The following is a 22,337-nucleotide window of genomic DNA, read 5'->3' as shown; positions in this document are numbered from 1 at the left end:
ATACACTCGACATGGAAGCTGCTATAAACCCACTCACATTGCCGGAAAAGAACATCCACAGCCCGTTCAAGGATATGCGCATGGGGCACATTGGCCTCTGGACCACCGACTTCGAGGGCCTCATCAACTGGTATGTTGAAAACCTTGAATTCCGGTTGATTCGCCAAGTGGACCTGGGCCATTTGCAGCTGGCTTTCTTGGCCCCCGCCACCGACGACAACTTTTGGCTGGAAATACTGTGTAACACATCGGCCAACGAGACACCGGCGCCGGCTCAACCAGCTACAACGGGGTATCTGCATTTTTGCCTCGATGTCGATAACGTGGACCAAACGTTGGCGGCACTACACCAGCGTGGCATTCCTACGGTACGGGGGCCGTTTGATGTGCCGCCGATTGGCAAACGCTGTGGTTTCATAACGGACCCGATGGGCAACCTTATAGAATTCGCTCAGGATATTGCCTAACCTAGTGCTCACCTGCCAGCGGCGGCTAGCCAGCCGGTTCTGTGGCGTGCGTCCTAACTGGAATACTCGTGCAGATCTTCACGCCGATGGGTTAGGAAGCCCTTCTGCTGATACCACTTGCCTTGCGGAGTAAGTACGTTTTATAAAAACTCGGGCAGGGCCACCGCCGAATCAGCGGCCGTAACCGTCTGCTCGGGCTCGTCTTTGAATGCTACCGGCAAGCAGCGGCCAGGCCGCTTCCATGCGCACGATAAGGAAGAGCGTTTGGAGCCGATACGAAGTGCTTTTGCAAGCATACAGCGCGACACAAGTAGGCAGTATGGCCTGCTTGTGTCGCGCTGTATGCTTGTGTTGCCAGGCTAGTTCATAGGCGTAAGGCGCAAGCTTGCTACGTGAAAATGTCCGTGACTTTGCCGTAGATTGGCTGCTATGAAACGACTAGCAGTGCTTTGCGTGGTGGCCCTATCAGCTTGTGGCAAGACAGAAACCTTTCGGTACCCGGTGGTGGTGACAGCAGAGAAAGCCGCCATTTACGTGCAGCCCGACACCTCGGCCTATACACGCATCATGTTCGCCAAGCGCGGCGACACGCTAGATTTAAAAGCCGGGGCCGTCAACGGCCTCTACACGGTGGCTCCCAAACCAGGTGGCGAACTTTTCCCCAAGCATAGCGCTAAAGGGTTCATTGACAGCCGGTTGGTGCAAGTTCCGGATTCCACCCTGCGCGCCGCCGAGGACCCCGCTTTCCCACGCGGCCGCAGCGCTGCCCGAAAGGAATAGCACCCAGTACTGCTGTATAAGAGCACCGAGGGCTACTGCAGAAAGGGGCACAGAATACTTGCTTGGCAACGGCTCGCTGTGCTTCCGTGTGCGCTTTGTCTGACAACCCAAGCCTTATGGCGGCACTATATTGCCCGCTTGTTTCCATTTGGTGCAGCATAATCTACACCCTGTCCGTTGGCCGCCTTATGGCTTGAAACGAATAGAGGACTCGCGAATCAGTAGGTGTGGGGTCAGCAATAGTTGCGTCACACTAGTGCTTTTCAAGGGGTCGCCCAAAGCGGTTAGAAGGGTGACGATGATGTTTTCGGCCATGGCTTCTATGGGCTGGGCCACCACGGTGATAGGGGGAGAGTACAGCCGCGAAAGGTTGCTGTCGTCAAACGAAACCACGGCCATGTGCTTGGGTATGCTACGGCCCAATCGGTTGAGCGCTTCCAAGCCGTGCACTCCTAGGTAATTGGTGGCAAACAACACGGCATTGCAGGAAGGATTCGCCTGGAAGAAAGCCTGAATCTGACTGACAACCTGCTCGGGCTCCTGCGTATAATCAACGGTATGCACGAGCGCCGGGAGGTTCTGCTCTTGCAGCGCCTGTAAGTAGCCTTGCCGGCGCGCCAGCATTTGCTGCTGCTCCGACTGCAGGGAAACCAAGGCAATATTCTTGAAGCCTTGGGTGAGCAGGTGCTGGGTGGCCTCGTACATGCCAGTGGCGCCATCCACCACCACGGCATTGGCGGATACGTCCGGCAGCATACGGTCGAATAGTACCACGGGCTTGCCGCTGCGCACCAGAGAGCTTACTTCAGACCCAACACCCTCCGGCAAAGCCAAAATGTAGCCATCAACGTGCCGCTCCTGAAACATAGTCAACAGTCCCTGGGCCTTGGCTGGGTCGTTGTTGGTGCTGCAATAGATGATGTGGTAGCCGCGAGCCAGCGCTTTTTTCTCGATTAGGCGGGCTACCGTGGCAAAGAACGGATTGGCAATGTCTTCCACCATCAAGCCAATAACATTGGTCTTGCCGGTGCGTAAGCTTTTGGCAAGTTGGTTCGGTTTATAGCCTACTGATGCCGTGTACTGCTGCACTCTGTCGGCTAGCGTATCGCTGATGCGCATTTCTTTGGCTTTGCCATTGAGCACCAAAGACACGGTGGCAATGGACACATCCAAATGCTTGGCAATGTCGTGAATCAAGATTTTCTTCTTCAAAGCCCAGTTATTTTACTGACGTTTCCTGCTTTTCTTCTTCTATGCTAGCTCTCGCTTAGGCTGAGTAGCTGCCCTAGCGTGAGGCTGCAAGGTCAAGGCTTTAGCACCATTTGCTGTTCTAGCAGCTTGATGAAGTAGCCGCCCACCACTGAGCGGGCCTGAAAGCCTACCTGTTTGGCATCAGTGGTTTCGTGCCAGTCGGTGAGGGGCACGCGGGTGGGCGAGTCGTTGGCAAACTGCCAGATAGGCTTGATTAGCGCCTGAAAATCGGCCGGCTTATCTGCCATGGTGGCCGTCCACATAATCCAGTCAGATTTCGTGTAGGTCTTGCGGCTGTCGAGCGGGAGGCCGTAGCGCTGCTGCTTGGTGAGGTAATACGCTAGTTCCTGCTGGGCTATCTCTTTCGGAAACACATGCAACCCGAGCAGCTTGTCCCACACCATGTTGTACTTCTGGCTCCACGAACCAGGCGTTTTGTCGAAGGTGAGGGCATAATGGTCGCCCGTGTTCGACATGGCTATCCAGCGCTTGGCGTAGTCGCGAGCTAGGGCCGTGTACTCGTCGGCCGTTTTCTGGTCGCCGAGTTGCCGGGCCATCTGGCCGTAGCAGGCAATGCCCATAATGGCCTTCACCGACAAGTTCACATTGCGGGCCAAGTGGCCGGCAAAGTCGTCGGTGCTGAGCTGGTTGGCCGGGTCGAAGCCGTCGCGTTTCAAGAAGCCAACCCACTTGGTGAGAACGGGCCAGTGTTGGCGGGCGAAGTCCGGCTTGCCATCCATTTTGACGGCGGCGGCTGTTAAGATGAGCATGTTGCCGGCTTCTTCCACCGGCATGTCCTCGCCGTACTTCTGGTCGTTGGCCAGCGGGTAAGTACCCAAATCGTGGGCCGGGAAGTCTTTCTTCCAACGCCCCGACTCACTGTACTCGAAAATAAAGCGCAACAGGCCCTTGGCCAACTCGTTGTTGTAGAGCAAAAACAGCGGGGCCGAGGGGTACGTCACGTCAACCGTCCCAATAAAGCCCCCGGAAAAATTCTCTTTGGAAAACGTCAGCACTCTGCCCTTAGGGCCGGCTACAATCTTGTGGGCGGCAATGGTCTGGCGGTAGGCTAGCTGGCAAAGGTCAGCGTATTCTTTGCCGCCGGCTGCCTGGGCATCAGCGTACAATTTCTTGTCGAAAGCGGTGCTTTTCTGGCGCAGGCGGGCGTAGTCGGCTTCAGCAGCTTGCAGCACCTTGGGCATGGTGGTGGCGGGGTCGCGCCGCCACCAGCCGCGCAGGTTCTGGCCGAAGTACTGCACCGAGTACACGTCGTCGTATCCGAGCAGTAAGTGCCGTTCGGTGACTTTGGTTACTGCTCCTAGGTCCAGCACTGCCGCTAAAGCCACCCGCTGGGCCTGGCCGCTGAGCGGCTTGGCGGCGGCGGGAGTGGTACCGCTTTTCGCGAAAGCACTCCTCAACATCTGGGGTTCTCCCGTAGTCAGCCGAGCCGGGGCCGGGGCGGCCAGGTAGGCATGGCCCCAGTCGATGCGGGCGTTGTCGCCGGCCTGGCCCAGCACAGCTTGCTTTGTGGTGCCGACTGCCTGCCAACTGAAGGTGCCGGCCTTGCCTGTTTGGGTCGTGACGGGCTGGTAGCCGGTGTTGGCGGCCAAGCTGCCGCTTTCCGTGAACAACACCTGCACAGGGTGGGCCTTGCCATCGGTGGAAGTGGCGGTAAAGGTGACGTAGCTCACGGGCCGGGCCACCACTTCGAGCTCATCGAGCAGCAGAGGGGAGAGGAAATTTACGCTTAGCTGCACGGGGCCAGCCACAAACTGGTAGGTGGTCTGTGTGGCTGTCACGGCTACGCTGGTTTGCTGAGCGACAGGCGGCGCCGGCGGTTGCGGCAGGGCTTCGTAGAGCCCCGCGTCAAGGTATTCGCCGCCCACGTGACTGTTGGCGTGCATGGCCAGCACGTTCTCGCCCTTGCGCAGGGCCTGTTGCGCCTCGGCGGGCACATCGAAATACTGGTAGCGTCCGTTGGCGCCGGGCTGGCGCGTGAGCAGCACGCCGTTCAAGTACACTTCGGCCCCATCATCGTGCTGTAGCAGCACTTTCAGTTGGCCGGAAGTGGCTGGGTTGGCAACCTGCACAATTCGGCGCACCCAAATGTCGCCGCCTTCCCAGTTGGTACCGCGCAGGGTTTTGTTGTCGGTGAAGGGGGCAGGGCCGGTTTGCCAGCCAGTCGCTGCGAAACCTGGTTTTTCCCAGCCTGCTGCCGGCGTGGTTAAGGTGTACTGCGCTGTGTAGGGCTGCTCTTGCACTGTGGTAATCAGGGCGCGGTAGTGCGGAGCAGGCTTGCCCATAAACTGGTAGGCTTTGCCGTCGACGCGCACCACGCCTTCCAGGCTCAGCGCTTCCCCGGTCCAGTGCCGGGTGGGAGCCGCCGTTAGCGTATCGTTGAACGTCCATACGCTAAAAAAAGGGTCGTGCGTGACGAGTGGGTACGCGGGGGGGCGCAGCGCTTGGGCCAGCACGCTGCCGCCACTGAGCCCTGCGGCCAGTACTAAGGAGAGGAATTTGTTCATACTTGGGAATTGGATAAGTAAGCAAGGCTTTGGGGGGAAGCCTGCCAGCAAGCGTACAGGGACAAGGGGGATTTAGAACCAGCCGCTATTTAACTATGATGCTTTCCACGCCGGCCGCCGGGAGTTTCATCGGCCGGATAAGGCTTTGTTCGTTGGTTTAGAGTGAAACAATGCACATCACTTGCTGCTTGGCGTGGGGAATAGCCAGTGGAAAGGAGTGCTTCCTACAAACTTCAGTGAGAATCCTACTAGGAGCAGTAAGGGAGTTATTTCCTGCTCGTGGTAGTGCTACTTCAGGCCAGCAACTGTGGCTTTTCCTGGTATACTTTCCAAAGAAACTCGCCGAAAATGGTGTTGGCCCAAGCAAACCAAGAGCGGGTGAACTTGGCTGGGTCGTCTTTGTGAAAGGCCTCGTGCATGTAGCCGGTGCCAGCGTGGGTGGTTTTGAGGCTTTGGACGCAGGCGCGAATCTCGGCTTCGTTGGTGCTCGTCAGCCCGCGCATTGTAATGGCAATCGGCCAAATCATGTCTTGGCCTACGTGCGGCCCACCGATACCCGCGGCGGCCTTGCCCGCAAAAAAGAAAGGGTTGGCTTCGGACAGCAGAAACTTGCGCGTGTTCTGGTAAATGGGGTCCGTGGCGGGCACTGCCCCTAGGTAAGGCAACGACAGCAAGCTCGGCACGTTGGCGTCATCCATCAGCACTTGGCTGCCGAAGCCGTCCACCTCGTAGGCGTAGAGCTGGCCGTGCTGCGGATGGTTGACCACGGCGTATTTGCGTAGCGCCGCGTCCACTTCCTCGGCTAGGGCGGTTAGCTCTTGCGCGGTTTTGGTGTCCTGGGCCAGCGTGGTCATCATCTCGCTGGCCTGCCGCAAGCTAACTACGGCGAAGAAGTTGCTCGGCACTAGGAAAGAGTAGAGCGTGGCGTCGTCGCTCGGGCGGAACGACGAGCAGATGAGGCCCACGGGCCGCACGGGGTAGCCGTACCCGCTCATGGGTTGCGTGTCGGTGGCGTTGGCCGTTTCGCGCTGAAACTTGTAGGGCCCCAGGCTCTCCTTGCGCTGTTGCTCCCGGAAGGTTTGCAGCGTGGCCCGGATGGCTTGCTGCCATTGCGCATCAAAAGGCTTGGTGTCGTTGGTTTTCTTCCAGTAATGATACGCCAACCGGATAGGGTAGCAGAGCGAGTCGATTTCCCACTTCCGCTCGTGCACACCGGCCTGCATCTTGGTGCGGTCCGATTTCCATTCGCCTACTTTAGTGGCCTCGCCGTAAAAAGCGTTGGCGTAAGGGTCTTTGATGATACACTGCGTTTGCCGGTTGATAACGCCCGCAATCAACTGCCGCAGCTCTTGGTCCTGGTCTACGAAATGAAGATAGGGCCACACCTGCGCCGAACTGTCGCGCAGCCACATGGCGTCGATGTCGCCAGTGATGACGTAGGTATCAGGGCGCCCTTGCCGGGTGGAGTGCGTGACCGTGGTGTCGAGCGTGCTAGGAAAGCAGTTGTTGAACAGCCAGCCCAGCTCCGGGTCTTTTACTTTCTTTTGGAACTCCGTAATGGCCGTCTCCACCGCGCGGCTACGAAACCGGCGCTTGGCGGCCACAGGGCGCACCACCGGAAACGACGGGGGTGCTCCGGCTAAGGAGTGCTGGGCGAAGAAAACGCTGGAGGTTAAAAGAGAAGCGTTGCGAACAAAGGCTCTACGATTCATATTAAAGCAAGTGGAAAAGCGCGCTCCGAGCTCAGCCGAACGAAATTCAGCTGCTTGTGGAAGGACCCGGACCGGGGTGGCGCTGGGTTAAACCTAAGCTTATTTAGCTTCCGACACAGAAATGGGCGCGGCGTCGGCTACTATGCGGTGCTGCCGCTGGGGGTAAGTTGCTGCATCTAGCGGTTCACGGCAGCGGTTCGTGGGGTATCCAGCATGGACTACATGGGCTGCGCAAAGACCGATACAGAGCAGAAACTTCTTGGCGGGAGTTAGTTAGTGGAAACTTCCAGGCGGCCACCCGTGCGGAACAACGCATGGTCCACAAAGTACCCTTGGGTGGTTTTGCCGTTTACCTTGATGGTCTTCAGCGTGCGGCCGTTACCCGCTTTTTTTACCGTGAATACGGTGCCGTTGTCGGCTTTCCAGCTGACCTCATCAAAGAGGGGCACGCTCACGAGATACTTGGCGTCGGCCGCGGAGTAGGGATACAAGCCCGTGGAGCTGAACACGTACCACGCCGACATTTCGCCCGCGTCGTCCATGCCGGAGTAGCCCAAGCCGTCCTTGCCCATACCGTAGAATCGGTCCATGATTTCATCGAGCCGGCGCTGCGACTTTTCGGGCTTGCCAATAAAGTAGTAGGAAAACGGCGTCTCGTGGTCTGGCTGGTTGCCGTGGCAGTACTGCCCAATAAAGCCCGACACGTTGCGGGCAATATGGCTGGGGTTCCATGGCACCGTAAACAAGGAGTCCAGCTTGGCTTCAAAGGGTTGGGGGCCGCCGTATAAGGCCACCAGGCCGGGCATGTCGTGAGGAGCGAAAAAGGAAACCTGCCAGGCGTTGGCTTCCCGGTACATGTACTCGTAGTAAGGGTACTGCGGATCGAAAGGCTTTACCCAGCTTCCATCGGCCAGCCGGCCGCGCATGAACTTGGTGCCGGGGTCGAACAGGTTTTTGTAATTTTTCGAGCGCGTCATCATCACCCGGTAGGTGGTGGTGTCGTTCAGAATCTTGGCCAGCTGGGCCACCGCATAGTCGTCGAAGGCATACTCCAGGGTTTTCGACACGCCGGCTTTGTCTTTGGTTTCCACTTCCGGGTTCGACACTTCCGTGGTAGAAATGTAGCCTTTCTGGATGTACTCGGCAATGTGCGGCCGCGCCCCACCCTCCAAGTTGGCGTTGCGCAGCATCAGCTGGTATGCGTCCTTCACGTCGAAGTTGGTGATGCCCCGCTGGTAGGAGCCAACAATCAACGCCGAGGCATGGTCGCCGTGAAAGAAGGTAGGCAAAAAGCCGGTTTTGTGGCCCACGTCCTGCATGGACTTGATAATGTCGGTTGTTACCTGGGGCGTGAGCATACCAATCAGCAGGTCCTTGTTGCGGTACGTGTCCCACAAGGACGGCTCGGTGTAGTAGCTGAAGTCCGCCTTAACCACGTTGCCCTTCACGTCGCGGTATTCGCCGTTCAGGTCGCTACGCAACGCCGGCCACAGAAACGAGCGGTACAGGCAGCTGTAAAACAGCTGCTTTTGCTTAGCTGTGCCGCCCTTCACTTCCACCTTCGAGAGCAAATTCTCCCAGGCTTTTTCAGCCTGCTGGCGTACCTGCTCGAACGAGCGGCTGCCAATTTCCTGCTCTACGTTTTGCTTGGCATTCTCTACGCTCACAAACGATATGCCCATTCGGAGTTCCACCGGCTTGTTGCCACCCGCCGGCAGGCGCAGCACGGCTAGGCCATCTTTGGTGCCTTTGCCTTGCACATCCAAGTCTTGCAGATTCTCGCTCAGGACTCCGTAGAAGTATACGGTTTGGCGGCCGGTTTCTTGGAAACCCTGCACGGCAGCTTCACCCGCTTTTTCTATGTTCCAGTTGCTTACCCGCTCATTGGACTGCCCGAGCTTGAACACGATGCGGCGGTCCTCAGGCTGACGGTAACGGTAGCGGTGAAACCCGCAGCGCAGCGTGGAAGTAAGCTCGACCTGCACCTCGTACTTTTGCAGCGTAACGCCGTAGAAGCCGGGCGAGGCCTTTTCGGTGGCTTTCGCGAAGCGGGAAGAGTAGCCTGCCGCGGTAGTGGCCGTCCCCGTAACCGGCAAAACCGGTAAGTGGCACAGGTTCCAGTGGCCTTTGTTGGTATGAGCAAAAGCGTAAATCACGGAATCCTCGTAGTCGTAGCCGGCGCCGGTGTGAAACTCGGTGATGGGGCTCAGCTGCACCATGGCGTTAGGCAACGAGCTACCCGGAAACACAAGGCCGGCCCACACGCCCCGCCAGTCTTTGGGAGGGGCGTAGCCGATGGTTTTTGGGTCGTTGAACGGGGCCGTGCCCATGAATGGGTTGGCGTATTGCAGGTGGCCGCCCAGGGCTGAATGGCTACTGGCCGGGTTGGTGCCGTTCGGCGTAGTGGTCTTGGCACAAGAGAAAGCGCACCACGCCAGTAAGAAGATCAAATAGCTCTTCAACTTTATCATCAGGTTGAACTACAGGTGGGGTAGGGCGGCGCCCTACCCCTGTTTCATGGTCAGTGGGCAGCTGGGGTGCGGCTTGGCGCGCGGCGTATGCATGGCACCTTACAGCGCGTTGCGGGCCTGCAAATCAGCCAAAGCTTCCAGCAGCATCACCCCGCTCATCTGCGTCGACGACTCCACCGAGCTACCGGGAAGGGCGGTCCAGTTGGTGTTGAAAAGGAACTGTGGCCGGCGCGTGCCGCGCTTGTATAGGCTTTCCCCGTTGAACTTCAAGAACGATACATAGTTCGCCCGATTGGTCGCGTTAACGGCAGGCTCAACAGCCAACCCGGTTAGGTAGCGTACCAAAATGCCCTTAAACAGCCCCCCGTCACCGTTGCCCTCGTCTTTGAGGATGCCGCCCGGCGCCATCTGGCTGTCGTTGAGCACATAGTTGGCGGTGCGGGTGGCATCTTCGAGGTAGCTGCTTTGCTGAGTGGCGCGGTACAAGGCCACGCCCGCCCCGATAAAGGTGCCCTGGTTGTAGGTGAAGCGCCAGTCTTTGTCGGTTTGGTTGTCGCCGAGCCGGTTAACGCCGTCCCACACCAAGCCTGAAGCTGGTTCCACCAGCTTGGCTTTCTGCCAGGTGTAGATCTTCTGGGCCCAAGCCAAGTCGTCGGGGTTGCGGTCGAGGATGTAGAGGCGCGCGGCGAGGATGGCGGCCGGGGCGTTGGCGGGCGTGTTCTTGTAGCTGCGCTGTGATTTGCGCCAGGCAATACCGCCGCCCTGCTGCTCGTTCCAGCCCAACTTGATATCGGCCCACAACAAGGTGGCCGTGGCTTTATACTCGGGGTCCTTGGTTAGCTCGAAGGCCCGCAAACAGGCCAGGGCCTGCCACTCCATATCGTCGTAGAAGTCGTTGAGGTAGGAGTTGCCGTTCTTGGTTTTGGTGCCCTGCTGCAACTGCCGCATGCGGGTCAGATAGTCGGCGCTTTTGGTGCGCTGGTAGCCGTCATTGAGCGCATCGAGGCCGTGGGCCTGCCACCAGTAGTTGAAATCCGCGTTGCCGGCGTTGTTTTCCAAGTAGTACTGGCCGGTCGGCGACCAAAAGCCCAGGCTTAGGGCTGCCTGCGCCGAATCGGCGCGGGCAGCCCAGTTGACGGGAACCACGGTGGGCGGCACTACCGGCGTGACAACATCATCATCGACGGGGTCTTTGCAGCCCACCATCAGCAAACTCAATAAGCCGCAACTAAGCCGAAGCACGCTAGCAGGTCGTATGGAAAAGAGGAACTGGCGCATGCTACCGTATCACTATCTGGTGGGTGTATGGGCCATCGGCTTGCATCTTCACCGAGATGTCGACGTTCTTTTTATCGGCTTCGGTCTGAAACTTAAACGAGTAGTTGTACTGCGAATCAGGACCCGGCACCAGGAAGAAGTAGGAAGCCGGTGAAGAAGCCGTAGCGCGCTGGTTGTCGGCGTTGGTGCTGCCGTAGTAAATTTTGCTGCTCACGCCGGCCGTGTTCTTCTGGGTGAACAAGAACTTGTACCGCTCGTCGCGGCCCCAGCTTTCCTGGAAGAACTCAATCGGCGTATTCTCTATTTTCCAGAGGCCTTTGCCCGCGTACGGCAGCGTAACCAATACCTTGTTCTGAGGCGCAAACCACAACCCAACGGACTCGATTTCGGTCATAGTCGCGGCGGCGTTGTTGAAGTCCACTTTCAACATGTACACCTTGGGCGTAGTGGTTGGGCTGGTGCCCTGGTTGCCTTCCATCAGCTTCGCGCCGTCGATGTAGTAGGTGGTGGGGGTGCCCGTGGTTTGGTCGATCAGCTTCACCTCGCCGGCGCTCAGGCGGGTGTAGATTTCAAACACGCCAGCCGACACGCTCTTGAAAGGCACTGCCTGGCTAACGTTGGTGCCGCCTTCGGTACCCGAGCCGGTGATGTAGAGAGTGGGGGGCGCGGTAGCAAAGCCAGCGGGGCGCTCCAGCGTCATCACGCGGGATTCCGTGGCTGGCTCCACCGTTAGGCCCTTCGAGGCGTTTACCGTCCATTTCAGCTTGCCCTGCGACGAGGATTTGATGCCGGCTATGCTGGCAATCCGATTCAGGTCGCCGTGGCTGAGCACGAGCTTCGTTTCCAAGCCGTTGGTGCCCGACGTGGTGCTGTAGATGGGCTTGGTAAAGTCGCCGTTCTCTTGGTCGAACAGCACTTCATATTGCACGACGGTGCCATCAGCGGCGCGGGCCTGGCCCCACTCGAAGGTTACGGCCGCATTGGAAGGCGGGTCGAGGCGGACAAAGGTGTCGGCGGCGGGCGCAAGCAGGTTGGCTACTGGCGTAATCGTTTCGTTGAGTTCATCATCGTCTTTGTCGCAGCCAGCCGCCAGCAGGCCCACAACGAATAGTAACAGCAATAGAGGCCAGGAAAACTTTTTCATGATTCAGGGAATTGAAGCAGGGAATGGGAAAAGGGAAGGCAATTCGGGCCTACCAGCCCGGATTCTGAGTTAGGTTCGTGTTGATGTCTCGCTCCCGCTGGGGCACAGGCCAGAGATAATGTTTGGCGGGGTCGAACGTGCGCTGGTCGACGCGGATGTAGCCATTGTCGACGTTGGGGTCCCCGATTTTGATACCGTGGGCGTAGCCGTTGAGCACTGTTTCGGCCGTGCGCCACCGGCGGATGTCGAAGATGCGCAAGCCTTCCATGGCTAGCTCAGTGCGCCGCTCCCGGCGCACAACGGCGCGTAGGCTGGCTTGGTCGCCGCCCGGAAAAGCGAGGGCGGCCTGATCGGTGAAGCCGGCCCGGCGGCGCAGCGCGGCTATGGTGGTGTTCCAGTCGGTGGCGGTAAACCTGTTTTGCTCAACCAAGGCTTCGGCGTGCATGAGCAGCACGTCGGCGTAGCGAATCAGCATCAGGTTCAAGCCCGAATTTAGGTTGGCGTCGGCCGTGGGGTCGAAGTACTTGACCGTGTAATAGCCGGTTGGGCTGGCGTCGGCGCGGTCCACCGAGTTGTCGCCGGTGCCGGGAAAGGTGCGAATGACGATGGTAGAATTGTCGGGGCGCTTCCAGGAGTACCCGTCGTAGACCAGCGTGGCGGCAAAACGGGGGTCGCGGCCGGTGTAGGGCGTAGCTTCGTTGTAGCCCGAGCCGGATTCGTTGATGGCTTTGCCGTTGGCCATCACATAGTCATTGACCAACTCCTGCGTTGGGGCGATAGAGCAAACCAACTTGCCTTCGGTGCGCGGAATAAATTGACGCTGCACCGAGTACGTCCGCAAGGGAAAGACAAATTGCAGGTCGAGCACGTCCTCGCTGTTGTTCTCGTTGGCTGGCGAAAACACGCCGGCGTAGCTTGGAAACAAGCTATATGCCCCGGCCTGGCCGCCCATAAGCTGGGTTGTAACAGCCGACACATCGGCCCACCGGCCTTCGTACAGTAACACGCGGGCTTTCAAAGCCAGGGCGGCGCCTTTCGTGAACCGGCCTTTGTCTTCGGTTGCGTACGCGGTGTTCAATGGCAGAATAGCCGCCGCCGCATCCAGTTCGCTCAGCACAAAATCCAGCACCTCGGTGCGCGGAGCGCGGGGCACGGCGTTGGCCTGCGTTACGCTTATTTCCGTCGTGACGAGGGGCACGTCGCCGTACCAGGTCATCAGCTGAAAATAATGGTACGCACGGATGGCTTGCGCTTCGGCAATGTAGCGCGCCTTCAGGTTGGCATCCAGGCTGGTAATCTTGTCGATGTTGTTCAACAACCGGTTGCAGGCGCGAATACCGCCGTAGTGGTAGCCCCACTCGTTGGTGATGCGTGACTGGTTGGTGCCGTAGGCGCCCTCGGCAATGTTGCGGGCGTTGGAGCCGTCCACGTCGCTCTTGTTGAAGGCGTTGTCGGAAAGCGTTTCGTTGAAGAAGAAATACTCGCTAGGGTAAAGACCCGCGTAGCAGGAGTTCAGCACGTTCGACGCGTCGGTGGGCTGAGTCCAGAAGGTGTCGTCAGTAGGGCGGTCGGTGGGAGGCAGGTCAAGCTCTTGGCAGCTGGACAGGCCCATGCCAAGTCCTAATCCCAGTAGCAGCGTGTAGCGGAGGTGACGATTCATGGAAGTGCAGATAGGGAATTAGAAAGAAACATTAAGACCAAGGGTCACTAGGCGCACGCTCGGATACACGCGGCCACTGCTGCCCGTACCACCCCCTAGGCCCACGCTCTCGCTGAACTCCGAGATTTCAGGATCGAACCCGATTTTTCGCAAGTGGCTGATAGTTAGCAGGTCTTGTCCCGACACGAAGAGCCGCAACTGCTCGATACCCGCTTTGCTGGTGAGCGTAGTTGGTAGTGTATAGCCCAACTGCACGTTTTTGAGGCGAGCATACGCGCCGTCGCGCAGCCAGTAATCCGACCCTTGGTTGTTGTTGGTGGACGCCGTACCGATAGTTAGGCGCGGATATGAGGCATCGGTATTGGTTGGGGTCCACCGGTCGAGGTGTTGGGCGTACACGTTTTCCCAGTTGTTGTGGAAGGCTTCCACGCCCTCACCGCGGATGTACAGATTGCGCTTGCCTACGCCTTGCACGAACACCACCAAGTCAAACCCTTTGTAGTCGGCCGTGTACGTAGCCCCGAAGGTGTAACGCGGGAACGGGTTGCCCAGCACGAAACGGTCGTCCTGATTGATGACGTTGTCGCCATTGCGGTCCACGTAGCGGATGTCGCCGGGGCGTAGCGCGCCGGGTGATACAAAGGCGGGCTTCGGGCCGGTGTTGGTTTCTTCTAGCGTCTGATAAATGCCCGCCGTACGGTAGCCGTAGTAGGAGTTGATGGGGTAGCCTTCCCGGATAATGTTCGTCGCATCGCCGCCGCGGATGGTTTCCACGCCTTTGGTATCAGTTACCAGGTTGCGGGTGTCGGCAGCATTCAAGGTCAGGCTTTGGTTGAAGCCCCGCTCGGTGCGCAGGCGGTAGGTAGCCGAAACTTCCCAACCCTGGTTGCGCACGCTGGCGGCATTTTGGGTGGGCGCCCCGGCCCCAAAGGCTCCGGCTACCGGCAAGTCAATCAGGATGTCGCTGGTGCGCTTGTCGAAGTAGTCGAAGCTCACCGACAAGGCATTCTTAAAGAAAGCAGCGTCCACCCCAACGTTGCCCATGGTGGCCGTCTCCCAGGTGATGTCGCGGTTGGCCGTGCTGAAGTTGGCCCCAGGTACCGCCTGCTCACCGAATGTGTAAGTGCCCGGTGAGGTGCTAATCGTGCTCAGGTAGCGATACAAGCCAATGTTCTGGTTGCCGAGCTGTCCAATCGAGCCCCGCACTTTCAAGTCGCTGAAGGCCGGCTGCAAAAAGTCCAGGAAATTCTCTTCCAGCGGCCGCCAGCCCGCCGACACCGACGGGAAAAAGCCCCAACGCTTGTTGCTCGCAAACCGCGAAGAGCCATCGTAGCGGAAGCTGCCCTCCAGAAGGTATTTGCCGGCAAAGGCATAGTTCAAGCGCCCGAACACCGAGTTCAGGGCCCACTGCTCGTTGTTGCCGTAGGTGCCATTGGCGTGGTTGCCGCCGCTAGGGTCGGTGATGTTGCCGTAGGTGGTGCCGTTGCTGATAACCCCGAAGTTGTTGCCAGGCACGTTGAGCACGCGAATGCCCGCACGGTCGTCGTTGTAGTGCTCACTGGAATAGCCCACCAGGGCCTTCACCTCATGCTTCTGCCCCAAGGCGCGCTCGTAGTTGATGGTCGCCTGGTAGTTGGTGAGCAGGGTACGCTGGGTACGGTCGGTTACCGAGTTGTTGCCGTCGCCGCCCGAAGTAGGCGAGCCGTCGAGGGTCACGTACTGCAGGCTGCGCGTAAACTCGTTCATGCGGTAATTCCACAAGTCGCCGCCTACCAAGCCCCGCAGCTTCAACCCCTTAATCACTTCGTACTCGGCGTTGAGGTTGGCGTAGCCGTTGTCGTTGGAGTTGGTGCGCAAGCCTCCATTCCGCAACCGGTTGATGGGGTTGCTGCTGGAAGTGGCAGGCGTCACGTAGTTGCCCAGCGAGTCCTGAATGGGATAAATCACCGGAATGCGCACCGCATCACTGATAATCCACTCGGTGCTGTACGCGTGCTCCCGGGTGCTTACGCGGGCATAAGAGAGAATAGCGCCCACCGACAGCTTTTCCGTGACTTGCGTGTTCAGATTCAGGCGGGCATTGAGGCGCTTGAACCCGAAGTTGTCGCCTACCAGCAGGTTGTTCTGGTCTACATAGCCCAATGACACCAAGTAGCGCGTTTTGCCCGAGCCGCCGCTGAGGCTGAGGTTGTGGTTTTGTTGCATGGCGCGCTTTTTCAGCACGCCATCCAAGTACCACTCATAGTCGCCGCGGGCCGCTATGTCGCGCATCTGCTGGGGCGAAAACTGCGGACTCTGTCCCGAATTGACCAGCGCCTCGTTTTTGAGTTGCATGAACTCCAAACCAGTAACGGGGGTGCGCAAAAAGTTCGGCGACTGCCAGCCTACTAGCGTATTATAGCTCAACACGGGCTGTTGGTTGAGCGCCCCTTTTTTAGTGGTGACCAGCAAAACCCCATTCGCACCGCGCGAGCCGTAGATGGCCGCCGAGGCCGCATCTTTCAGCACCGTTATGCTTTCAATATCGTTGGGATTCAGTGAGTTCAGTGAGCCAGCAATGCCGTCCACTATTACCAGCGGCGAGGCGTTGCCGAGGGTGCCTACGCCCCGAATGTTGATGTTGAGGCCCGCGCCTGGTTCGGCGCTGCTTTGCTGAATCGTGAGGTTGGGGGCCGTACCCTGCAAAGCCTGCGCAACGTTGGTTACTGGCCGGTTTTCCAGCGCTGGTGCCGCTACCGTGCTGATGGCCCCGGTTACTTCCGCCTTTTGCTGGGTGCCGTAGCCGATTACCACTACTTCGCTCAAGGCCTTGGCGTCATCCGCCAACGTCACCGTGAGGCCGTTGGTGGCGCCCTGAACGGTTACTTCCTGCCGCGCAAAGCCGACAAAGCTGAAAACCAGGGTGCTGTTTTCCGGCGCGAGCAAAGAAAAGCTGCCATCAGGACCCGTGCTGGTGCCCTGGGTGGTGCCTTTCACTACTACCGTCACGCCCGGTAGCCCGGCGCCTTGCCCGTCTACTACTTTGCCCGCAACTGTTACGTCCTGCTGCTGGGAATCGATTGCATTGGTACTAAGCTGCTCTCTTTTGGTGGGGGTGATGATGTAGTTGTTGGCATGCAGCTTTTTATAGCTAAGCCCGACTTGGGGTAGCACGCTCGCCAAGCGGGCATCCAGCGTTGTTGTCTCGCTTGGAGCCACCACGCGCTTGTCGCCCACTAGTTCGGTGTCGTAGGCGATGATGCTCTTGTACTGCTTCTCCCACTGTTTAAGTAAGTGCTTGAGGGAAGTGGATTCAGCAGCAGCCTGCCGAGCGGGCGGCCGTTGCGCCAACGCCAACAGCTGAGCTGATGCTGTTGGGCTAAATGCATTTAGCAGTACCACACTAGTAGTGGAAAGCAATAAGCGAGAACCGAGTCTGCCAGGTAGCACAGTAGGAGGTAGGTTCATGGAGTGGGATGGGATGAAGGATGGTTGGACAGAATAAGTTGATTTTCGCGACGAGCGATTTGCAGGTTGAAGGTTGCCGCCAGGTTTTCGCAGAGCAGGTCCAGGTTATTGCTTGGGAAAGTGCCCGTGAACTTGCGTTGCCGTAAAGCAGGGCTGGCTACCACCACCTCAACCCCGTAGGTATCTTCTAGACGAGTGGCGATGTCGGCAATGGTAGTGGCGTCAAACACCAGCTTGCCATCCGTCCAGTCGGCGTAGGTGGCGGCCTGAACGGCTTGGTGCACCACTTTGCTGGGGTTTTGGTCGGTGGTTTCCAGCAGTTCCCCAGGTTTGAGTATCACCTTGGCTTTGGTGGTATCCGCAAATGCCACCTGGACTTTGCCCGAGAGTAGCACCACGCGGGCTTGCTCGTGCCGCCGGTACACGGTGAACTTGGTACCCAGTACTTCCACCTGCAAGCCTGCCGACGTGTGTACCACAAAAGGCTTATGATCCGGTAAGTGCTTCACCGAGAAGTAGGCTTCCCCATCTAACCACACTTCCCGAGGGCGTCCAGGGTCGGCCGTGGCGGCGTAGCGCACCGTCGAATGCGAATTCAAGGTTACCTGCGAACCATCGGGCAGCTGCACCACGCGCGTCTGGCCATACGGCGTAACGTAGCGGGCCGTAACGGGCTCCATTGCCTGGTTGCGTTCGTGCACCAGCCACCCCGTACTGGCAACGGCGCCTACTACGGCAGCCGCAGCGGCCCATCGGCGCCACCCTGCCAACCGGGAAGGGGAGGCAGCTGGGGTTTCTTCCAGTTGCGTGCGTGCAGCAATAGTTGCCCACATGCCAGAGTAGTTGTGCGGGTCGTGGCCAGCGTCGTGGCGTACCGTTTCAAACTCTTGGATTTGCTGGCTCATCCAATAATGAGCAAGAAGCTCGTTGGCTGGGTCAGCGAGCCAAGCCCGGACAGCCTGCGCTTCCTCCAGCGAAGCTTCGCCTCGCAGATAACGCGTACAAATCTCGTAGTCTATTTCTCTAGGCATAGGGTAGGGTCACTACATCTGTCTGTGTAGTAAAAGCCACGAACTACCCCTCCCCCCAACGCGAGTTGAAAATATTTTTTTTCGCTGCTTTACTGCTGCTCTAATGCGCTTATTTGTGAGCTTACTGTGCTGCTTACAGCACAGAGGCCAACAAAACCGCTAAGCCTGATAGCGGAATAGCACCTTGCCTTGGTGACATTGCACTTAAGCCCGGAATAACTTTACTATTGTTGCTGCAACTCATCAAGGTTTTTTTACCTTTAGATACTCAGGCACATGCGCAAGCCACCCTTACGGACAGCTTTCCCTTGAAAGTCGTAAAAGAATATTCAGATCGAGCCTGCCTAGAGCAGCTCCAGAATGATAACAAGCAAGCATTTGCTTTGCTGTTCGATCTGCATGCCCCAACTCTATGCCGATTTGTGCACGGCTACCTCAAAAACCAAGTGGAGGCTGAGGAGATAGTGCAAGACTGCTTTGTGAAGCTGTGGGAGCGTCGATACGAGTTCGACCAAGACATCGTGTTCAAAACGTACCTCTACACTTCGGCGTACCGCGCTATTCTAAAGAACCTACGGCGCCATCGGTATTGGGTGTTCGAGGATTACAACGACCAACTGCTTGTTGAGGAAAGCAGCCCTAGCAACGTGCTGGAATACCAAGAGCTGGAGCAGCTGTACCAATCAGCGGTGGAACAGCTTCCGTCGCGGCGGCGTGAGATTTTCGTGTTGAGCCGCCAGCAGGGCTTGTCGCACGCAATGATTGCGAAGGAGTTGAATATCTCGGTTAAGTGCGTGGAAAATCAGATTACCAAGGCCCTGAAGTTTTTGAAGGTGTATTTCCAGGCGCACGGCCTGACGATGATGCTCGTCCTGCTGCTGTTATCGTAGCATCAAGCCACCAAGACGGGGCTTCCCTGCAAAAGCCCAGCGCAAATGGCCCTACCGCGCGTTCATAGCCGGCAGGCGACACTCCACGCACTTCGGCTGTTAGCGCAGAAGCTGCTATTTTCCTCTACTACCTAGTATACCAAGGCTGCCTTGTCAGCCAGTGCCATTACTTGCGTGGTGGAGCAAGATGATTCGGCACTGATTTCGGCTGGTTTTCTTTGGCAACGCCCCAGGTGGTGCTCGGCTTGTTGCCCATCTCGATAACAAGCTTCCCGCCGGCAGTTAGGTCTTGGTGGGTGATATAGGATTTCAGATACGGCTTGCCGTTAAAGGAAATGGCTTGGATATACTTGTTGGCCGGGCTATTGCCTTTGGCCTCGATGGAAAGCGTTTTCCCGTTGGCTAGCATTAACGACGCTTGCCGGACAAGCGGGCTGCCAAACACATACGTGCCATTGGCTGGGTTGAGTGGGTAGAAGCCAAGCGCCGAGAAGATATACCAAGACGACATTTGCCCTACGTCTTCGTTGCCGATAATGCCATCGGGCTTATCGGTGTAGAAGTTGTCCATGATGTAGCGCACCTGGTTGGCCGTTTTCCAGGGCTGCCCCACGTAGGCGTATAGGTACGCAACGTGGTGGCTGGGCTCGTTGCCGTGGGCGTACTGCCCAATCAGGCCGGTAATGTCGTTGGAGGCTTCTGCGCCCATGTCTCCCTGCACCGTGAACAGCGAGTCCAGTTTTTGGCTGAACGGCTTTTCGCCCCCTAGCAGCTGAATCAGGCCTTCGACATCCTGCGGCACCAGCCAGGTATATTGCCAGGAGTTGCCTTCCGTGAAATCGTCTTTCATGTGGCGGGCAACGAGAGGATTAAAAGGCGTGCGCCACTCGGTTTTGGAAACCCGGCCGCGCATAAAACGGGTCGGCTTGTGGAAGTAGTTTGCGTAGTTTTTGGCCCGCTTGCTGAAGTAGGTGTAGTCAGCAGTTTTCCCCATTTTCCGAGCCATTTGGGCAATGCACCAATCATCAATGGCGTATTCTAGACCCTTGGCTACCGTTTCCGTTTCGCTGTCGGCTGGGATAAAGCCGAGGGCTTTCACTGCTTTCAGGCCACGCTCGTCTTGCATGGCCGTAGTTTTGATGGCTTCATAGGCCAGTTGGGCATCAAACCCGTTGAACCCCTTCAGGTAGGCATCCACCACCACGGGCACGGCGCTGTAGCCTACCATGGTGTTGGTTTCGTTGCCCATCAGGTGCCAGACAGGCAGCTTGCCCTGCTGCTGGTACACCGCGAGCATGGAGTTGATCATGTCATTGACGCGGGTTGGTTGCAGCACCGTAAACAGGGGATGAGTGGCCCGATACGTGTCCCAGAGCGAAAACGTGGTTAGGTTGGTAAAGGCGGCGTTTTGATACACCTTCTTGTCGGTGCCCCGGTAGTCCCCGTTGTGGTCGTTGAAAATGGAGGGGGCAATCATGGTGTGGTAGAGGGCCGTGTAGAAGGTTTTTAGCTGCGCTTCTGAATCGGCCTGGATGCGAACTTTCTGCAACTCCTGGTTCCAGGCGGCATCGGCGGCGGCCACCGTTTTCGCGAAATTCCAATGCGGAATTTCGGCCCGGATATTGGCCAAAGCATTCTGCGAACTCACGGGAGAAATGCCCACCTTCATCTGCACTTTTTCCCCGGCTTGGGTGGCAAACGTAATTACTCCTTTGAGCCGATTGCCTTTGGTGGCCGCCACAGTATGGCCTAACGTGTCGGTTACTTGCAGGGCAGTGAACTGGCGGATGGGCTTCGACAACACCACCGCAAAATACAGACGCTGGTCTACGGCCCACCCTTTGGAATTGCGGTAGCCGGCGAGGGTGCTGTCATTGAGTTGCTCGATGAAGGTATCGGTGGCTAGGTCCCAACCGATGCCTTGTTGCAGATCCAGAACCAAGTGTGCCTGCTCGGACTTAGGAAAGGTGTATTGATGGAAGCCCACCCGCTCACTTGCCGTCAGCTCTGCCTGGATGTTGTAGCGCTTCAGCTTCACGGCGTAGTAGCCGGGTTTCACTTGCTCGTCTTGGTGCGAGAAAAGCGACACGTACCCTTTCTCCGGATTTTTCAACGAGCCCTTGGTTACCCGAACAGCTCCAGTGGTAGGCATTACAGCTATATCCCCCAGGTCGCCGATGCCTGTGCCGCTGAGGTGCGTGTGCGAAAACCCCACAATAGTGGAGTCGGAATAGTGGTAGCCCGAACACCAGTCCCAGCCCTCCGACAAGTTCACCGGCCCTAGCTGCACGGCGCCAAACGGAACGTTGGCCCCCAGAAAGACGTGGCCGTGAAAGCCGGTACCAATGTAAGGATCGACGTATTGCGTGAGGCGGGCTTCGGGGCCCGCGCTGGCCGCTTGCTTGGGGTGGGTGCCGGTGGAGCTTGCCCCAAAGAAAACGAACCCCAAGGCCAGCACAATAACGGGCTGTAGGTAGCGAACAACTTTCCTTAACATGAACAAAGCGACGGTTAAGCAAGACAAACAGAACAGAGAAAAAGCAACGTGGCCCTGGGCAACCCTGAAGTAGCATCAGGCACGGACGCGCAGCTAAGCAACCTTCGGCTAATGCAAGGGTACACGTTGGGGGTGATGCTCTCCCTGTTTGAGCGCGCAAAGTGCCGCGGCACCCAACACGGCCGCGTTGCCCAGTTCAGAGGGGGCTACCACCAAGCGGTTGGTCACGAGCCGGAAAGGGAATGCCTGGATGCTTTCGTACATAGACTCCTGGAAGAATTCGTAGCACTTGCTAATGGAGCCACCCAAGAATATGGCTTCCGGGGCTAGCGCGTACAGCACGGTTTTTATGGCATTGCCCAGATGTTCTCCGTACTGCGCGAAGGCCTTCAACGCGCCTGCCTCCCCCTGTTTGGCGAGTGAATGGCAAGCCGTACCCGACAGGTTGAAGCGCTGGCTAAAGAACTTACCGCTGCAATAGTCTTCGATGGTTTTGTCGCGGTACGGGATGCTCCCGAATTCGCCGGCACTGGAAAGTGTGCCCGAGTACACGTCGTTGTTGATGATGATGCCCGTACCAAACCCAGTGCCCAGCGTGATGCCCACCAGATTGGTGAAGGCCTTGCCTTTGCCGTAGATTTTCTCGCCGATGGCAAACGCATTGGCGTCGTTGGTCATGTACACGGGCTGGTGGAAATGCTCTGCCAGATGCTGTTTCAGGCCCACCTCCTGCCAGGAAGGAATGTTTTGCACGTTGTGCACAATGCCGTTTTTTTCATCAACCAAGCCCGGCACCCCAATGCCAATGCCGCTCACCTCGTCGTCGATAACGATTTTGATGGTGTCCACCAGTTCTTGCAGAATCTGCTCCTTGGACGCGGTAGCCGACGTTTCCACCTGGATTTCCTGAATGATACACGCCTGCTGTACCACGCCAATATGAATTTTGGTGCCCCCAATATCTATTCCTATCTGCTTGGTAGTGCCCATAGTCTGTTGGTTTAGGTGCTTGGCGCGCCATTTCGGGAAGTTGAAATGGTGGCTGTATTCGAAGAAAAAAGCCGTTATTTTCTCTTACTGAAGCTGTTTCCTAGCTTGTGTGCAGTGGCTTTCAACTCACAGGGCACAGTGCTGCGTTGCCGCCATGCAATGCTTCAGGGGTTGCGGATGCCCAGCCCAAAGAA

At 57.7% G+C, this 22,337-nt stretch carries 15 protein-coding genes; 3 read left to right on the top strand and 12 right to left on the bottom strand.

What is annotated here, in order from left to right:
- Positions 1–11: 11 nt before the first annotated feature.
- A complete protein-coding gene (locus tag MTX78_RS24170) occupies positions 12–467 on the top strand; it encodes a VOC family protein (RefSeq protein ID WP_243803391.1) in 456 nt (151 codons plus the stop codon).
- Positions 468–607: 140 nt separating this feature from the next.
- Here MTX78_RS24170 and MTX78_RS24165 read toward each other — a convergent pair whose 3' ends face one another.
- Positions 608–763, bottom strand: a complete 156-nt coding sequence (locus tag MTX78_RS24165; protein ID WP_243803389.1) for a hypothetical protein — start codon at positions 761–763, stop codon at positions 608–610.
- A gap of 133 nt (positions 764–896) precedes the next feature.
- On the opposite strand from MTX78_RS24165, the gene MTX78_RS24160 reads away from it, so the two are divergent.
- A complete protein-coding gene (locus MTX78_RS24160; protein ID WP_243803387.1) occupies positions 897–1,247 on the top strand; it encodes a hypothetical protein in 351 nt (116 codons plus the stop codon).
- Between the two features lie 186 nt (positions 1,248–1,433).
- On the opposite strand, the gene MTX78_RS24155 is transcribed toward MTX78_RS24160, so the two are convergent.
- From MTX78_RS24155 to MTX78_RS24115, 9 genes are all read right to left on the bottom strand, one after another.
- Positions 1,434–2,459, bottom strand: a complete 1,026-nt coding sequence (locus MTX78_RS24155) for a LacI family DNA-binding transcriptional regulator (protein ID WP_243803385.1) — start codon at positions 2,457–2,459, stop codon at positions 1,434–1,436.
- A gap of 92 nt (positions 2,460–2,551) precedes the next feature.
- Positions 2,552–5,023 carry a glutaminase family protein gene (locus tag MTX78_RS24150; RefSeq protein ID WP_243803384.1) on the bottom strand — a complete coding sequence of 824 codons (2,472 nt, stop codon included), beginning with the start codon at positions 5,021–5,023 and terminating at the stop codon, positions 2,552–2,554.
- A gap of 293 nt (positions 5,024–5,316) precedes the next feature.
- Entirely contained in the window at positions 5,317–6,735 is a 1,419-nt protein-coding gene (locus MTX78_RS24145; protein WP_243803382.1) for a glycoside hydrolase family 125 protein, read from the bottom strand.
- A gap of 269 nt (positions 6,736–7,004) precedes the next feature.
- A complete protein-coding gene (locus MTX78_RS24140; RefSeq protein WP_243803380.1) occupies positions 7,005–9,206 on the bottom strand; it encodes a GH92 family glycosyl hydrolase in 2,202 nt (733 codons plus the stop codon).
- A gap of 99 nt (positions 9,207–9,305) precedes the next feature.
- Complete coding sequence (locus MTX78_RS24135) at positions 9,306–10,448, bottom strand: glycoside hydrolase family 76 protein (protein ID WP_243803378.1); 1,143 nt, start codon at positions 10,446–10,448, stop codon at positions 9,306–9,308.
- A gap of 37 nt (positions 10,449–10,485) precedes the next feature.
- Positions 10,486–11,628 (bottom strand): SusE domain-containing protein, encoded by a 1,143-nt coding sequence (locus tag MTX78_RS24130; RefSeq protein ID WP_243803377.1) that lies wholly within the window; start codon positions 11,626–11,628, stop codon positions 10,486–10,488.
- Positions 11,629–11,677: 49 nt separating this feature from the next.
- Positions 11,678–13,288, bottom strand: a complete 1,611-nt coding sequence (locus tag MTX78_RS24125; protein WP_243803375.1) for a RagB/SusD family nutrient uptake outer membrane protein — start codon at positions 13,286–13,288, stop codon at positions 11,678–11,680.
- An 18-nt stretch (positions 13,289–13,306) separates the two neighbouring features.
- A complete protein-coding gene (locus MTX78_RS24120; RefSeq protein ID WP_243803373.1) occupies positions 13,307–16,735 on the bottom strand; it encodes a SusC/RagA family TonB-linked outer membrane protein in 3,429 nt (1,142 codons plus the stop codon).
- Positions 16,732–17,766 carry a FecR family protein gene (locus tag MTX78_RS24115; protein ID WP_243803372.1) on the bottom strand — a complete coding sequence of 345 codons (1,035 nt, stop codon included), beginning with the start codon at positions 17,764–17,766 and terminating at the stop codon, positions 16,732–16,734. Before MTX78_RS24115 ends, MTX78_RS24120 begins: the two co-directional genes overlap by 4 nt.
- A 308-nt stretch (positions 17,767–18,074) precedes the next feature.
- Between MTX78_RS24115 and MTX78_RS24110 the strand changes: the two genes are divergently transcribed.
- On the top strand, positions 18,075–18,656 hold the full coding sequence (locus tag MTX78_RS24110) for an RNA polymerase sigma factor (protein WP_243803370.1): 582 nt from the start codon (positions 18,075–18,077) through the stop codon (positions 18,654–18,656).
- A gap of 166 nt (positions 18,657–18,822) precedes the next feature.
- Here the strand turns inward: MTX78_RS24110 and MTX78_RS24105 are convergent, their stop codons facing one another.
- Together MTX78_RS24105 and MTX78_RS24100 are read right to left on the bottom strand one after the other, a co-directional pair.
- On the bottom strand, positions 18,823–21,153 hold the full coding sequence (locus MTX78_RS24105; protein WP_243803368.1) for a GH92 family glycosyl hydrolase: 2,331 nt from the start codon (positions 21,151–21,153) through the stop codon (positions 18,823–18,825).
- A 108-nt stretch (positions 21,154–21,261) separates the two neighbouring features.
- Positions 21,262–22,143: an ROK family protein gene (locus MTX78_RS24100; protein WP_243803367.1), complete on the bottom strand. Its 882-nt coding sequence runs from the start codon at positions 22,141–22,143 to the stop codon at positions 21,262–21,264.
- Between the last annotated feature and the right edge of the window lie 194 nt (positions 22,144–22,337).

The sequence above is a fragment of the Hymenobacter tibetensis genome (assembly GCF_022827545.1).
In the GTDB taxonomy this organism is placed as follows: Bacteria; Bacteroidota; Bacteroidia; order Cytophagales; family Hymenobacteraceae; genus Hymenobacter; species Hymenobacter tibetensis.
Note: the sequence above shows the minus strand (reverse complement) of the source record. Positions and strands in the feature narration are given on the sequence as shown.

Coding starts and splice junctions, on each gene's coding strand:
- MTX78_RS24170 (WP_243803391.1), top strand. CDS start 12: ATGGAAGCTGCTATAAACCCACTCACATTGCCGGAAAAGAACATCCAC.
- MTX78_RS24165 (WP_243803389.1), bottom strand. CDS start 763: ATGCTTGCAAAAGCACTTCGTATCGGCTCCAAACGCTCTTCCTTATCG.
- MTX78_RS24160 (WP_243803387.1), top strand. CDS start 897: ATGAAACGACTAGCAGTGCTTTGCGTGGTGGCCCTATCAGCTTGTGGC.
- MTX78_RS24150 (WP_243803384.1), bottom strand. CDS start 5,023: ATGAACAAATTCCTCTCCTTAGTACTGGCCGCAGGGCTCAGTGGCGGC.
- MTX78_RS24145 (WP_243803382.1), bottom strand. CDS start 6,735: ATGAATCGTAGAGCCTTTGTTCGCAACGCTTCTCTTTTAACCTCCAGC.
- MTX78_RS24140 (WP_243803380.1), bottom strand. CDS start 9,206: ATGATAAAGTTGAAGAGCTATTTGATCTTCTTACTGGCGTGGTGCGCT.
- MTX78_RS24130 (WP_243803377.1), bottom strand. CDS start 11,628: ATGAAAAAGTTTTCCTGGCCTCTATTGCTGTTACTATTCGTTGTGGGC.
- MTX78_RS24125 (WP_243803375.1), bottom strand. CDS start 13,288: ATGAATCGTCACCTCCGCTACACGCTGCTACTGGGATTAGGACTTGGC.
- MTX78_RS24120 (WP_243803373.1), bottom strand. CDS start 16,735: ATGAACCTACCTCCTACTGTGCTACCTGGCAGACTCGGTTCTCGCTTA.
- MTX78_RS24115 (WP_243803372.1), bottom strand. CDS start 17,766: ATGCCTAGAGAAATAGACTACGAGATTTGTACGCGTTATCTGCGAGGC.
- MTX78_RS24105 (WP_243803368.1), bottom strand. CDS start 21,153: ATGTTAAGGAAAGTTGTTCGCTACCTACAGCCCGTTATTGTGCTGGCC.
- MTX78_RS24100 (WP_243803367.1), bottom strand. CDS start 22,143: ATGGGCACTACCAAGCAGATAGGAATAGATATTGGGGGCACCAAAATT.